The following is a 12,917-nucleotide window of genomic DNA, read 5'->3' as shown; positions in this document are numbered from 1 at the left end:
TGCGGGCAGTGACGAAACAAGCAGGAGAATGGGATTCATGAGCTCCATCGATCTCAACGCCGACCTCGGCGAGGGCTTCGGCCGCTGGACGCTGACCGACGACGAGCGGCTGCTGTCCGTCGTCACCAGCGCGAACGTGGCCTGTGGCTTCCACGCCGGGGACCCGGCCACCATGCGGCGCGTCTGCGCGCTGGCGGCCGAGCGCGGGGTGCGGATCGGGGCCCAGGTCTCCTATCGCGACCTGGCGGGCTTCGGGCGGCGCGCGATGGACGTGCCACCCGCCGAACTGGCGGCCGAGGTGGCCTACCAGATCGGTGCCCTGGAGGTCTTCGCCCGCGCCGCGGGCACGCGCGTGTCGTACGTGAAGCCGCACGGCGCGCTCTACAACCGGGTCGTGCACGACGAGGAACAGGCGGCGGCGGTGGTCGAGGGGGTGCTCCTCGCGGACGCCACGCTGCCCGTCCTCGGCCTGCCCGGCTCGCGGTTCCTGAAGACGGCCGAGGGCGCCGGACTGCCCGCCGTCACCGAGGCGTTCGCGGACCGGGCCTACACGGACGGGGGCACCCTGGTGCCGCGCGGTCAGGAGGGCGCCGTGATCACGGACGCCGACGCGGTGGTGGCCCGCTCGGTGGGCCTCGCGGGCGACGGCGCGGTCACGTCCCACTCCGGGGCGCGCATTCCCGTCCGGGCCCGCTCCCTCTGTCTGCACGGCGACACCCCGGGCGCGGTGGAGCTGGCCCGGCGGGTGCGGGACGGGCTGACGGCGGCGGGCGTACGCGTGGAGGCGTTCTCATGAGGGCGCTGCCGGTCGGCGACCGCGCCCTGCTGATCGAGGTGGGCACGGGCGAGGAGGCCGAGGCCCTGCACGCCGAACTGCTGCGCCGCCGGACCACGGGCGAGCTGGCGGCGGCCGAGATCGTCCCCGCCGCCCGTACGGTCCTGCTGGACGGCCTCGACGCCCCGTCCCGCCTCGCCGAGCGCCTCGCCCACTGGGACATCCCGCCCGTCCCCCCGCGCGCGGAGGACGTCGTCGAGATCGCCGTACGGTACGACGGCCCCGACCTCCCGGACGTCGCCGCCCACTGGGGTGTCGACGAGGCGGAGGTGGCCCGGATCCACGCGGCGGCCGAGTACCGCGTGGCCTTCTGCGGCTTCGCCCCCGGCTTCGGCTACCTCACCGGACTGCCCCGCGAGGTCCCGCGCCGGGCGACCCCGCGTACGGCCGTCCCGGCGGGTTCGGTCGCCCTGGCCGGCCCCTACACCGGGGTGTATCCCCGCTCCTCCCCGGGCGGCTGGCAGCTGATCGGTACGACCGACGCCGTCCTGTGGGACCACGCGCGCGTGCCGGCCGCTCTACTGGCGCCGGGCACCCGGGTCCGCTTCAAGCCCCTGGAGACCCCGTGACGGACCGTGCCCTCGTGGTGGTGCGCGCCGGAGCCCTGACCACCGTCCAGGACCGGGGCCGCCCCGGCCACGCCCACCTGGGTGTGCCGCGCTCGGGGGCGCTGGACCTGCCGGCGGCGGATTTGACCAATCGTTTGGTAGGCAACCCCCCGCAGGCCGCCGTCCTGGAGACCACCCTCGACGGTTGCTCGGTCCGGCCCCGTTCGACGGTCACCGTGGCGGTCGGGGGCGCCCCTTGCCCGGTCACCGTGGACGGCCGTCCGGCGGCCTGGGGCGCGCCGGTGAGGGTGCCCGGCGGGGCCCTCCTGGACGTGGGCGCGGCCCGCTCCGGCGTACGCGGCTATGTGGCCTTCTCCGGCGGGGTGGCCGTGGAACCGGTGCTCGGCAGCCGCTCCACCGACCTGCTGTCGGGCCTGGGCCCGCCACCGCTGACGAACGGCACGGTGCTCCCGCTCGGCCGCCCCGGTGTGCTCCCCGCGCGCGTGGACGTCGTCCCGCACCCGGCGCCGCCCTCGGAGCTGGTGCTGCGCGTCACCCTGGGCCCGCGCGACGACTGGTTCACGGACGCGGCGCTGCGCACCCTCACCCGGCACCCCTATGCCGTCTCCTCGGCGAGCAACCGCATCGGGCTGCGTACGGAGGGGCCCGCCCTGGAGCGGTCCCGGGCGGGCGAACTCCCCAGCGAGGGCATGGTGCTGGGTGCCGTCCAGGTGCCTCCGGACGGCCGCCCGGTCGTCTTCCTCTCCGACCATCCCACCACCGGCGGCTACCCGGTGATCGCGGTGGTCCACCCGGTGGACCTGCCCGGCGCCGCCCAGGCGGTACCGGGCACACCGGTGCGGTTCGTGGCCGTACGGCACCGCCGCTGACAGGCGCCCCGGTCCCGGCGCCTCACGCCACCTCCGGCCGCTGCTCGGGGACGGACAGGGCCGCCAGGGCCGCCGCCACCGCGTGGGAGGCGGACAGGTCGAGGCGGGCGCTGGTGCCGCGCGCCTTGTGGCGGACCTCGGCGGCGGCGAGGGTGAGGAGCTGCGGCAGCAGATCGGTGCAGCGCCGGGCCACCCAGCCCGTCCCCGCGGTGGCCAGCCACCAGACGCCGGCGCCGCGCGTGGGCGCCGCGAACCCGGGCTCGGCGGACGGCGCGGGGCCCGTGGCGATCCCGGCCTCCGTGAGCAGGGCGTGGAAGCGGAGGGCGAGCTGCCGGTGCCCCCGCTCGCCGGGGTGCAGCCGGTCCGCGCTCCACATCGCGCGGTCCGTGAGCCAGGCGCCCTCCGAGGCGTGCAGATGCACCGCCCCATGGCGTTCGGACAGGGCGTGCACGACGGTGTTGACGGCCCGCTGCCGCCGGGCGAGGGGCCGGGCGAGCGCCCCGGGCAGACCGAGCATCGCCCCGGGGTCGGGCAGGCACGCGGTGAGCAGGACCACGCCGCGCTCCCGGAAGGCGCCGTAGATCGTGTCGAGGCGGGCGGCGACGGCGTGGATGTCGAAGGTGCAGCGCAGGGTGTCGTTGACGCCGATGACGACGGAGGCGATGTCCGGGCCGAGCGCGAGCGCGGCGGACAGCTGCCGGTCCAGCACGTCGCGCGTCTGGGAGCCACTGACGGCCAGGTTGGTGAACTCCACGCCCAGCCCCACACCCGACCCCACGTCCGGTCCGAGCCCCTCGGCGAGCAGCGCGGCCCAGCCCCGCCAACCGCCTTCGACGGGGTCGCCCACGCCCTCGGTCAGGGAGTCGCCGAGGGCCACGAACCGTGCGGCTCTCATCCCACGCCCTCCCGCACCGTGCGCCCGACGGTCGCGTCGTGCGCGGCGAGGAACGCGTCCACCGCGGTCTGCCAGCCGAAGCACTCGGCACGCGCGCGTGCCGCGTCCCGGCGGTCGTCCCCGGGCAGGTCCAGCAGCAGTTCGACGGCGTCCGCGAAGGCCTCCCCGTTGTCGGCCGCCGTGGCCCCGGCCGACCCGATGACCTCCGGCAGCGCGGACGAGGAGCTGGCCACCACGGGGGTACCGCAGGCCATGGCCTCCAGCGCGGCCAGCCCGAACGTTTCAGCAGGTCCGGGGGCGAGGGCCACATCGGCGGAGGCCTGCAGGGCGCCCAGCATGTCGCGGTCGCCGACATGCCCGAGGAAGGCGACCGGCAGCCCCTCGGCCCGCTGTTCGAGCCTGCCGCGCAGCGGCCCGTCGCCGGCGACGACCAAGCGGACCCGCCGCCCGCGCCGTACCAGGGCCTCCAGCGCGTCGACGGCCGTGCCGGGCCGCTTCTCGACCGACAGCCGGGAGCACATCACCAGCAGGACTTCGTCCTCGCGCGCGTACCGCTCGCGCAGCGCCTTGTCCCGCAGCTCCGGGTGGCGTCCCACGAGGTCGACGCCCAGCGGTGCCCGGACGACGTTCCGGGCACCGATCCGCACGAACTCCCGTTCGGCGAACTCGGTGGTGCACACCACCTTCGAATAGGTGTGGGCCGTGCGGACGTTGAGGGCGTCGGAGGTCCGCCGGGCCATCGACTCGGAGAGGCCCCAGGTCCGCAGGACGCCGTCGGCGGTCTCGTGCGAGACCATCACGGCGCGCACCCGGGCCCGCCGGGCCCATTTGCCCGTCCAGCGCAGCGTGGTCCGGTCGGAGACCTCCAGCCGGTCGGGCGCCAGCGATTCCAGCAGGCCGGCCACCCGCCGCTTGTCGACGAGGACCCGGTAGCCGCCGGTCCCCGGCAGCAGCGGTCCGGGGAGGGTGATGACCCGCCCCTGTTCGGTGGCGCTGTCGGTGTACCGCTCGCCGGGGACGACGAGCACGGCCTCGTGCCCGGCCGCCTCGAACCCCTTGCCCAGCTCCCGCAGCGCGGTCCGCAGACCGCCCGAGGAGGGCGCGACGAAGTTGGCGAGCCGCACGATCCGCAGTTTCTGGGAGCCGGTCCCGCTCATGCGGCCACCACCGTCCGCGCCGTCAGCACATCGGCGTAGTGCCCGATGAGCTGATCGCCGACGGCCGTCCAGGTGCGCCCCTCGACCATGGCGCGTCCGGCCGCCCCGTACGCGGCCCGCAGCGCCGGATCGGCGACCAGCGCCCCCACGGCGGCGCGTACGGCGGTCGCGTCGCGCGGCGGGACCAGGAGCCCCGTGCGCCCGTGGACGACGAGGTCCAGCGGGCCTCCGGCGGCGGGCGCCACGACGGGCACCCCGCTGGCCATGGCCTCCTGCACGGTCTGGCAGAAGGTCTCGAAGGGCCCGGTGTGGGCGAAGACGTCGAACGAGGCGAAGATCCGGGCGAGTTCGTCACCGGTGCGGCGGCCGAGGAAGACGGCGCCGGGCAGGGTCTCGCGCAGTCCGGGCTCGCTGGGCCCGTCGCCCACGACGACGACCTTCACGCCGTCCAGGCCGCAGACCCCGGCGAGCAGTTCGATCTGTTTCTCGGGGGCGAGGCGGCCGACGTAGCCGACGATCACCTCGCCGTTCGGCGCCAGTTCGCGGCGCAGTGCCTGGTCGCGCAGTTCGGGGCGGAACCGGACGGTGTCGACGCCGCGCGGCCACAGGCTGACCCGGGGCACTCCGTGTGCCTCCAGGTCGCGCAGGGCCGCGCTGGACGGGGCGAGGGTGCGGTCGGCGGCGGCGTGCACGGAGCGGATGCGCCGCCAGGCCGCCGCCTCACCGGCGTGGACGTAGGTACGGGCGTACCCGGCGAGGTCGGTCTGGTAGATGGCGACGGCGGGGACACCGAGGCGGGCGGCGGCGGCCATGCCGCGCACACCGAGGACGAAGGGGCTGGCCAGGTGGACGATGTCGGCCCGGTGCTCGACGATCGCCGCGGCGACCCGGCGGCTGGGCAGGGCGACCCGGACCTGGGGGTAGCCGGGGAGCGGTAGGGAGGGGACGCGGACGACGGGGCACGGCGCCTGGAGATCGGCTCCGGCTCCGGTTCCCTGGGCGGTGGCCGGGGCCACGACGAGCGGGGCGTGCCCCCGCGCGACAAGGTGGCGCGCGGTCTGCAGGGCGCAGTGGGCCACGCCGTTCACATCGGGGGGAAAGGACTCGGTCACTATGACGACACGCATACCCGTGTTGTCGTCGGGCTGGACGTGGCCGCGTCAACGTGGATCTTTCCGGTCGGGAAACGTCCCATGAGCGTTGCGCTGCACACATGTCCAGGTCAGACCACGTCCATGCCCTTCTGACTTCCGAGTCACCCGATGTTCACACTGCGGGCATGTCAGGACCGATTCGGCTGCGTACGGCTGTCTGGACCTCGGCCTCCTCGGCCGGGTCGGCGGCCAGCCGGCGGAGTTGGTCGACCACGCGCGTGTCACCGGTCTCGGCGTGCCGGGCGGCGATCTCCCGGGTGGTCTCCTCGCAGTCCCAGAGGCACTCGACGGCGAAGCCCGCCGGGAAGGAGGGGTCGGTGGCGGCGAGTGCGCGGGCGGCCCGGCCCCGGAGATGGGACGAGGCGGTCTCGCGGTAGATATGGCGCAGGACGGGGGCGGCGCAGACGATGCCGAGGCGGCCGGTGCCGTCGACGAGCGTCCACAGGGTCGGCGCGTCGGGCCCTTCGCCCCGTACGGCCTCGCGCAGCGCGCCCAGCACCAGGTCGCTGTCCTTGGTTCCGCCGAGACAGGCGAGCATGCGTCCGGCGGCGGCGCCCAGGGGGTCGGGCCGGTGGACCCAGCCTCGGGCCCGGTCGACGGCGGCCATACTGCGCATCCGTTCGAAGGCGTCGACGGCGGCCTCCACGACCATGGTCGTCCCGTCGGTCACGGCGCCCTCGATCAGTTCGAGGGCGTCGGGATCGTTGCCGTCGGCGAGGTAGCGCAGAGCGGTGCAGCGGGCGCCGTCGTCCCCGGACCGGGCGGCGGCGAGGATCTCGGGCCGGTCCTCGGGTCCGGCGACCGCGGTGAGGCACCGGGCGGCCGGCACATGGAGGACGGCTCCGCGTTCGATGCCCTGCTGGGCCCACTCGAACACGGCCTGGACGCTCCACCCCGGGCGGGGCCCGCTGGGTCGCATCTGCCGCTGCCAGCGGTCGAAGCAGCCGGTCTCCTGCGCGGCACGCACGCGGGTGGCGACGGCTTCGCGGGGATCGTCGGCCCACAGCCGCCAGGGCCGGGGCTCGAAGGCGTCACGGACGGCGGCGGCCAGCTCGGCCTCGCCCTCCGGATCGGTGGTGAAACGGGCCAGGACGGGTTCGGCGAGGGCGCGCAGCCCCTCGTCGTCGTCCCGGAGGGCCAGCTCGTCCAGGGCCCAGGCCCAGCTGGTGCCCACGGCGGCGTACCTGCGCAGCAGGTCGAGCGCGTCCCGCCTGCCGTACGAGGCGAGGTGCCCGAGGACCGCGAGGGCGAGTCCGGTGCGTGACTCGCAGGTGTCGAGCACGTCCTCGGCGTCGAAGAGGTGCCGCTCGATCTCGTCGAGCTCGCCGCTCAGGTCGAGGTAGAGACGGGCGTAGTACAGGGAGCGGTTCTCCACCTGCCAGTCGTGGCGGGGGTCGCTCAGCACACAGTGGTTGAGTGCCGCGAGCGCCTCGGCCCGCGGGGCGGTGAGCGCGTGCAGGGTGCCGTCGCCGCGGCCCCGCTGCAGCAGGCCGAGCAGCGTACCGCTGGGCGCTATGACCGGTTCGAACATGGGAAACAGCCTCACATCAAGCGTCGACGCGACCGGGGATCTTGCTTCACCAGGCCGCGTGACAACACGTCGGGGCGCCCGCCGTCTCTTGCTTGCTGTAGACCATCTTCCTCTGCCTCTCGTCGGTGGCCCATGCGGACCGCGTCACGGCCCACGCGGTGCGGCAACACCTGCCCAGCCATCATGTCCGTGAATCACGACGTCATGATGACCCGGCGGTTCTTCCTGCCGCGACCGAAATTTCCGGCGGCCCCGTACCGCCTCCCCCGTCTTTCGTGTTTTGCCTGGTCAGAACATGTGGATCAGTGTGTTGCGAACAGTTCGAGCAGTTCTGTCTTACCGAACATCCGTGCGGTGTCGATCGCGTTCGGAGTGCCCGCGACCGGGTCGGCCCCGCCCTCCAGGAGGACGCGGACGACACCCTCCTCACCCTTGAAAACCGCCCCGGCGAGGGGAGTCTGACCCCGGTCGTTGACGCGGTCCGCCTCACCGCCACGGGCCAAGAGGGCCCGTACGGCGTCGGTGTGACCGTGGTACGCGGCGAGCATCACGAGCGAGTCGCCGCGGTCATTGGTGAGGTTGGCCGGAACCCCCGCGTCCACGTACGCGACGAGCGCCTCGGTCTCGCCCTTGCGGGCCAGATCGAAGATCTTGGTCGCCAGCTCCACGACCTCGGGATCGAGGGCTTCGCTCATCGCCGGGACCACCTCTCACATACGCACTTCGAGCCGAACGGGTGAATCGCCAGAGTACTGGCTCGACGCACACATCAGCGGACAGAGCCGAGGCAAAGATCACACCGAGTCCCGTCGCGCGCAACAGCCCAGCCCGGACGGCCCAACGTCGATGCGACCACTCAGGTGAAATCTTCAGAATTTCACCCATTCGCACCTTTTATCGTATGGATACATGCTGTGACCTTGGAAGAACTCATGGTGACTGTCCCCATCAACCAGGAGAGCCCAAATGATCCTGAACATCTCAGGCGTCGTCCTGCTCGGCGTCATCGTCTTCCTGTTCTTCCGCAAGGACGGGCTGAAGGCCTCGCACTGCATCGTCGTCACGCTGTTCGGCTTCTACCTCGCCAGCACGGGCATCGCCCCGAGCATCACAGCGGGCGGCGAGAGCCTCGCGAGCCTCCTCGGTGGGATCAAGTTCTGACCCCGTCCCCATCCGTACGCACCCCCAGGAGACAGCCGTGGCCCGGGTCCCCCTCCCCCGCATTCTGAGCACCGGTGGCGCGCACCTCGCCAGGAGCCGGGAGCTGGCCCGGACGGCGGCCGACGGCGCCACCGACGTCCTCCACCCGTTGATCACGATCACGCGTGGACTGCGCCGGCTGGTCGCCGCCGGGCGCCGCAGATGGGCCGAGACCCCGAAGGACCGTCGCGGGTCCCTGCTCTTCCTGGCGGCCTCGGTCGTCCTGGTCGTGACCCTGGTGCCGTACGGCCCGCTGCTCGCCGTCATCGCCCTGATGGCGGCGGCAGCCTGGGCGGGCCGGGCCGGGGCCGTCGCGGAGCCCACCGGCCCCGACGAGTCCCAGACCCAGCGTCTGCGGTCCCTCTACGAGGCTCTGGTCCCCTACTTCTCGGCCGCCGAGGACCCCGAACCGCTCTACGCGCACGGCGGCGCCTGGGACAAGGCATTCCCCACCTACGCCTTCGACGGCACCGGCCGCGTCAGTCATCTGCTGATCCGCTACCCCGCGTACTTCACCGACGGGGAGGCGGAGGCCCGCGCCCGCATCGAGCAACTGCTGCACACCAAGGCGGGCCGCGGCCGCGAGTACCGCTTCACCTGGGACGAGGAGGGCAACGAACTGACCGTCGCCGTCCTCCCCCCGCTCGCCACCGACATCGCCGCCCAGCGCTTCGTGACGGCACCGGGCGAGACGGTCCTCGGCTTCACCGACGCGACCGACGTCCAGCGCACCCTCCCCGTCTCCTGCGGGGAGGAGCAGCGCGACGTACCGCCGGTCGTCTGGCGCACCGGCGCCCGCTCCACCGAACCGCACCTGCTGGCCGTGGGCGAACCGGGCAGCGGTACGACGACCCTGCTCCGCTCGATCGCCCTCCAGGCCCTCCAGCACGGCGACGTGGTCGTCGTCGAGGGCGGCGGCAGCGGTGAACACGCGTGCCTGACCGGCCGTGACGGGGTCCTCGCCGTGGAGAGCGGGCTCACCGGGGCCCTGGCGAGCCTGGAGTGGGCGTCCCAGGAGACCGAGCGCCGGCTGATCGCCACGAACCTCGCCCGCCAGGCGGGCCGTCCCGCGCCGGACGACATCAGCCGCCCCCTCTGGCTCCTCCTCGACCGCCCGAGCGTCCTGACCCACCTCGCCGCGGCCGACGGCCGGCGCGACCCCCAGTCCCTCCTCCAGGTCCCCCTGCGGCACGGCCGGGCGGTCAACGTCACCGTCGTGATCACCGAACAGTTCGACCACATGGACGCCCTCACGGACGCGGTACGGCAGCACACCCGCGCGCGCGTGGTGCTGGGCCCCGCCTCGCCCGCCCAGGTCGAAGCCGTCCTGGGCGCCGCGCCGCCCACCACCCCCACCCCGGACGTCTCCCCGGGCCGCGGCTACGCCCGCCTCGGCCCCGCCCCCACCCTCCGCCTCCAGGTCCCCACCACCCCGGACCCCTACGACGACTCCGCCCCCGACCCCCACCGCGAGGCGGTCCTCGCCCTGCTCCCTCCGCACACGACCCCGCCGGACACCCTCACCAAGGCAGCGGTGGCGGACGCCTGACGCCTACCGCGCCCGCCCGGCAAGCACCGGTGAGCGAAACCCGCCCCCAAGCTCAGCCAAGGCCGCCGCGTACCGGCGCACCAGGCCACCAACCCCTCACGCCACGAACGTCCGCGGCCCCTCGCCCCCACCCGACGCCCCGTCCCGCACCAGCCGCGCCGCCGCCGCCAACCGCACGGCCGCCTCCTCGGCGACCGCACCCCCCACGGTGAACGGCAGCCGCACATACCCCTCGAACGCCCCGTCCACCCCGAACCGAGGCCCGGACGGCACCCGAACGCCCACCCGCTCCCCCACCTCCGCAAGCCGGGACCCCGACAGCCCCCCGGTACGCACCCACAGCGTCAGCCCACCCCGGGGTTCCGAGAACTCCCAGTCCGGCAGCTCCCGCCGCAGCGCCGCCACCAACGCGTCCCGGTTCCCCCGCGCCTGCTCCCGCCGAATGTCCACGGCCTGCGCCCAACCCCCCGTGCTCATCAGCCAGTTCACGGCCAACTGCTCCAGCACCGGCGTCCCCAGATCCGCGTACGCCCGCGCCGCGACGAGACTCCGGATCACCTCGGGCGCGGCCCGCACCCACCCGATCCGCATCCCCGCCCAGAACGCCTTGCTGGCCGACCCGACCGTGATCACCGTGGACCCCGCCGGATCGAACGCGCAGACGGGCCGCGGCATCTGCACATCGTCGTCGAGCCACAGCTCGGTCATCGTCTCGTCGGCGACGAGCACCGTCCCGGCCCCCCGTGCCGCGTCGACGAGCCCTCGCCGCCGGTCCTCGTCCGCGAGCGCCCCGGTCGGATTGTGGAAGTCGGCGACGACGTACGCGAGCCGGGGCGCCGCGTCCCGCAGCACCTGGCGCCACCGGTCCATGTCCCACCCGGCCAGGCCGTCGGCCATCGCGACCGGCACCAGCCGCGCCCCCGCCTCCCGCATCAGCTGCAGGATGTTGGCGTACGACGGCGACTCCACCGCGATCCGCTCCCCGCGCCCGGCGAAGAGGTGACAGATGGCATCCATGGCTCCCATGGCCCCCGTGGTCACCATGATCTGCTCGGGCATCGTCGGGATCCCGCGCGCGGTGTACCGGTCGGCCAACATCGAGCGCAACGCGGGCAGCCCGGCCGGGTAGTCGCCGTGCGTGTGGGCGTAGGGCGGCAGTTCCTCCAGCGCGCCCTGCACGGCCCGGGTGAGCCAGGGCTCGGGCGCGGGCAGGGCCGCACAGCCCAGGTCGATCATCGAGCCGAGCGCCTCGGGCGGCAGGGGTTCCAGTCCCCGCGCCGGCAACGGCTTCCCGGCCGGGACGGCCGTCCAACTGCCCGCTCCCCGCCGGGACTCCAGGAACCCCTCCGCGCGCAACGCCTCGTAGGCCGCCGCGACGGTCGTACGGCTGACGGAGAGGGACAGGGCCAACTCGCGCTCGGCGGGCAGCCGGGCGGCCACCGGCACCCGGCCCTCCAGGACCAGCAGCCGGATCCCGTCGGCGAGCGCGCGGTAGGCGGGCGGGCGGCGGGTGCCGGGGCCGGCGGGGCGCTCCTGCTGCGAGGTGAGCAGCCGCGCGAGCTGAGCCGCGCCGACCGCCGAAGTCCACTGCGCCATGATTTCAGTCCACCTTCCCCGGATTGGCCATGGATGGCTTCACTTTCCAAGCCACAGAGTGACATGCGACAGGCCACCCGCACCACCAGGGGGACACCTTGAGCAGACACGACCTACCGCAGGGAGTGCCGCCGCGCCGTCTGGGCCGACGGCTGACCCAGCTCTACACCGGCCTCGCGCTGTACGGCGCCAGCTCCGCGCTGCTCGTGGAGGCGGGCCTCGGCCTGGAGCCGTGGAACGTGCTGCACCAGGGCCTGGCGGAGCTGACCGGCCTGACCATCGGCGTGGTGTCGATCGTCGTCGGCGCGGTGGTACTGCTCCTGTGGATCCCGCTCCGCCAGCGCCCGGGCCTCGGCACCGTCTCCAACGTCTTCGTCGTCGGCATCGCCATGGACGCCACCCTGGCCCTGCTGCCCGAGGCCCACACCATGGCCGTACGGGTCCCCCTCCTCGTCGCCGGGATCGTGCTCAACGGCGTGGCGACGGGCCTTTACATCGCCGCCCGGTTCGGCCCGGGCCCGCGCGACGGTCTGATGACGGGGCTGCACCGGCGTACCGGCCGCTCGGTCCGGCTGATGCGGACGGCCGTGGAGGTCGCGGTGCTGGCGACCGGCTTCGCCCTCGGCGGCACGGTCGGTGTGGGCACCCTCCTCTACGCGCTCTCCATCGGCCCGCTCGCCCAGTTCTTCCTGCGCCTGTTCGCCGTCCCCTCGGAATCCGGCAGCACCGTCGTTGCCGCCGGTCCACCGGAGCGAGCCATACTGCCCGGGTGACCGCCCTCATACGCCACCCCTACCTCGACCACCCGGGCCCGATCGCCTTCGCCCACCGGGGCGGGGCGGCGGACGGCCTGGAGAACACCATGGCCCAGTTCGCGCGGGCGGTGGAGTCGGGCTACCGCTACATCGAGACCGACGTCCATGCCACGCTCGACGGCAAGCTCGTCGCGTTCCACGACTCGACCCTGGACCGGATGACCGACGGCGCGGGCCGGATAGCGGACCTGCCGTGGAAGGACATCCGGCACGCGCGCGTGGCGGGCGTCGAACCGGTCCCCCTCTTCGAGGACCTCCTCGAAGCCTTCCCCGACGTCCGCTGGAACGTCGACCTCAAGGCGGAGCCGGCCCTCCACCCCCTCCTCAACCTGATCGCCCGCACCGAGTCCTGGGACCGGGTCTGCGTCGGTTCGTTCTCCGAGTCCCGCGTCGCCCGCGCCCAGCGCCTCGCCGGCCCGCGCCTGGCCACCTCGTACGGCACGAGCGGCGTCCTGGGGCTGCGGCTGCGATCGTGGGGCATCCCCGCCACGGTGCGACGCTCGGCGGTCGCCGCCCAGGTGCCGGAGTCCCAGTCGGGGGTGCCCGTGGTGGACCACCGGTTCGTGCGCGCCGCCCACGCGCGCGGGCTGCAGGTCCACGTCTGGACCGTGAACGAACCGCAACGTATGCACCGGCTCCTGGACCTCGGCGTCGATGGCATCATGACCGATCACATCGACACGCTGCGCAAGGTGCTTGAGGACCGGGGGACCTGGGTCTGACGCCCTCGCGCGGCCCGTTCACGGG

General features: G+C 74.0%; 13 protein-coding genes. 7 read left to right on the top strand and 6 right to left on the bottom strand.

The window, feature by feature from the left end:
* The first annotated feature begins 37 nt into the window (after window positions 1-37).
* Genes ACZ7MG_RS36350 through ACZ7MG_RS36340 form a run of 3 tightly spaced genes read left to right on the top strand, consistent with a single transcriptional unit; the run spans window position 38 to window position 2,273 of the window.
* Entirely contained in the window at window positions 38-796 is a 759-nt protein-coding gene (locus ACZ7MG_RS36350; RefSeq protein WP_471396284.1) for a LamB/YcsF family protein, read from the top strand.
* The gene (locus ACZ7MG_RS36345; protein WP_471396287.1) at window positions 793-1,404 is read left to right on the top strand and encodes a 5-oxoprolinase subunit B family protein; all 612 of its coding nucleotides are present in this window, start codon (window positions 793-795) and stop codon (window positions 1,402-1,404) included. The genes ACZ7MG_RS36350 and ACZ7MG_RS36345 overlap by 4 nt, the downstream gene beginning before the upstream one ends.
* A complete protein-coding gene (locus ACZ7MG_RS36340; RefSeq protein ID WP_471396289.1) occupies window positions 1,401-2,273 on the top strand; it encodes a 5-oxoprolinase subunit C family protein in 873 nt (290 codons plus the stop codon). Before ACZ7MG_RS36345 ends, ACZ7MG_RS36340 begins: the two co-directional genes overlap by 4 nt.
* A gap of 22 nt (window positions 2,274-2,295) precedes the next feature.
* Here ACZ7MG_RS36340 and ACZ7MG_RS36335 read toward each other — a convergent pair whose 3' ends face one another.
* The 5 genes from ACZ7MG_RS36335 to ACZ7MG_RS36315 form a co-directional block, all read right to left on the bottom strand.
* Entirely contained in the window at window positions 2,296-3,168 is an 873-nt protein-coding gene (locus ACZ7MG_RS36335; RefSeq protein ID WP_471396292.1) for an SGNH/GDSL hydrolase family protein, read from the bottom strand.
* The gene (locus tag ACZ7MG_RS36330) at window positions 3,165-4,325 is read right to left on the bottom strand and encodes a glycosyltransferase (protein ID WP_471396294.1); all 1,161 of its coding nucleotides are present in this window, start codon (window positions 4,323-4,325) and stop codon (window positions 3,165-3,167) included. Before ACZ7MG_RS36330 ends, ACZ7MG_RS36335 begins: the two co-directional genes overlap by 4 nt.
* The gene (locus ACZ7MG_RS36325; RefSeq protein WP_471396296.1) at window positions 4,322-5,452 is read right to left on the bottom strand and encodes a glycosyltransferase family 4 protein; all 1,131 of its coding nucleotides are present in this window, start codon (window positions 5,450-5,452) and stop codon (window positions 4,322-4,324) included. The genes ACZ7MG_RS36330 and ACZ7MG_RS36325 overlap by 4 nt, the downstream gene beginning before the upstream one ends.
* Window positions 5,453-5,591: 139 nt before the next feature.
* Window positions 5,592-7,010, bottom strand: a complete 1,419-nt coding sequence (locus ACZ7MG_RS36320) for a HEAT repeat domain-containing protein (protein WP_471396299.1) — start codon at window positions 7,008-7,010, stop codon at window positions 5,592-5,594.
* 302 nt (window positions 7,011-7,312) lie between these two features.
* Window positions 7,313-7,705, bottom strand: coding sequence for an ankyrin repeat domain-containing protein (locus ACZ7MG_RS36315; protein ID WP_471396300.1), 393 nt, complete (start codon window positions 7,703-7,705; stop codon window positions 7,313-7,315).
* Between the two features lie 271 nt (window positions 7,706-7,976).
* Between ACZ7MG_RS36315 and ACZ7MG_RS36310 the strand changes: the two genes are divergently transcribed.
* Both ACZ7MG_RS36310 and ACZ7MG_RS36305 read left to right on the top strand, forming a co-directional pair.
* Window positions 7,977-8,171 (top strand): hypothetical protein, encoded by a 195-nt coding sequence (locus ACZ7MG_RS36310; RefSeq protein WP_005485586.1) that lies wholly within the window; start codon window positions 7,977-7,979, stop codon window positions 8,169-8,171.
* Between the two features lie 37 nt (window positions 8,172-8,208).
* Window positions 8,209-9,759, top strand: a complete 1,551-nt coding sequence (locus tag ACZ7MG_RS36305; protein ID WP_471396303.1) for a hypothetical protein — start codon at window positions 8,209-8,211, stop codon at window positions 9,757-9,759.
* A 96-nt stretch (window positions 9,760-9,855) separates the two neighbouring features.
* On the opposite strand, the gene ACZ7MG_RS36300 is transcribed toward ACZ7MG_RS36305, so the two are convergent.
* Window positions 9,856-11,355, bottom strand: coding sequence for an SCO1417 family PLP biosynthesis transcription factor (locus ACZ7MG_RS36300; protein WP_471396305.1), 1,500 nt, complete (start codon window positions 11,353-11,355; stop codon window positions 9,856-9,858).
* A 98-nt stretch (window positions 11,356-11,453) separates the two neighbouring features.
* Between ACZ7MG_RS36300 and yczE the strand changes: the two genes are divergently transcribed.
* Window positions 11,454-12,128, top strand: coding sequence for a membrane protein YczE (gene yczE / locus ACZ7MG_RS36295; protein ID WP_471396307.1), 675 nt, complete (start codon window positions 11,454-11,456; stop codon window positions 12,126-12,128).
* On the top strand, window positions 12,125-12,892 hold the full coding sequence (locus ACZ7MG_RS36290) for a glycerophosphodiester phosphodiesterase (RefSeq protein ID WP_471396310.1): 768 nt from the start codon (window positions 12,125-12,127) through the stop codon (window positions 12,890-12,892). The genes yczE and ACZ7MG_RS36290 overlap by 4 nt, the downstream gene beginning before the upstream one ends.
* The last annotated feature ends 25 nt before the right edge of the window (window positions 12,893-12,917 follow it).

This window comes from Streptomyces sp. NPDC107538 (genome assembly GCF_055657445.1).
The sequence above is the reverse complement of the archived record's forward strand: the minus strand, read 5'-3'. Positions and strand labels throughout refer to the sequence as shown.

Coding starts and splice junctions, on each gene's coding strand:
- ACZ7MG_RS36350 (WP_471396284.1), top strand. CDS start 38: ATGAGCTCCATCGATCTCAACGCCGACCTCGGCGAGGGCTTCGGCCGC.
- ACZ7MG_RS36345 (WP_471396287.1), top strand. CDS start 793: ATGAGGGCGCTGCCGGTCGGCGACCGCGCCCTGCTGATCGAGGTGGGC.
- ACZ7MG_RS36335 (WP_471396292.1), bottom strand. CDS start 3,168: ATGAGAGCCGCACGGTTCGTGGCCCTCGGCGACTCCCTGACCGAGGGC.
- ACZ7MG_RS36330 (WP_471396294.1), bottom strand. CDS start 4,325: ATGAGCGGGACCGGCTCCCAGAAACTGCGGATCGTGCGGCTCGCCAAC.
- ACZ7MG_RS36325 (WP_471396296.1), bottom strand. CDS start 5,452: ATGCGTGTCGTCATAGTGACCGAGTCCTTTCCCCCCGATGTGAACGGC.
- ACZ7MG_RS36320 (WP_471396299.1), bottom strand. CDS start 7,010: ATGTTCGAACCGGTCATAGCGCCCAGCGGTACGCTGCTCGGCCTGCTG.
- ACZ7MG_RS36315 (WP_471396300.1), bottom strand. CDS start 7,705: ATGAGCGAAGCCCTCGATCCCGAGGTCGTGGAGCTGGCGACCAAGATC.
- ACZ7MG_RS36310 (WP_005485586.1), top strand. CDS start 7,977: ATGATCCTGAACATCTCAGGCGTCGTCCTGCTCGGCGTCATCGTCTTC.
- ACZ7MG_RS36300 (WP_471396305.1), bottom strand. CDS start 11,355: ATGGCGCAGTGGACTTCGGCGGTCGGCGCGGCTCAGCTCGCGCGGCTG.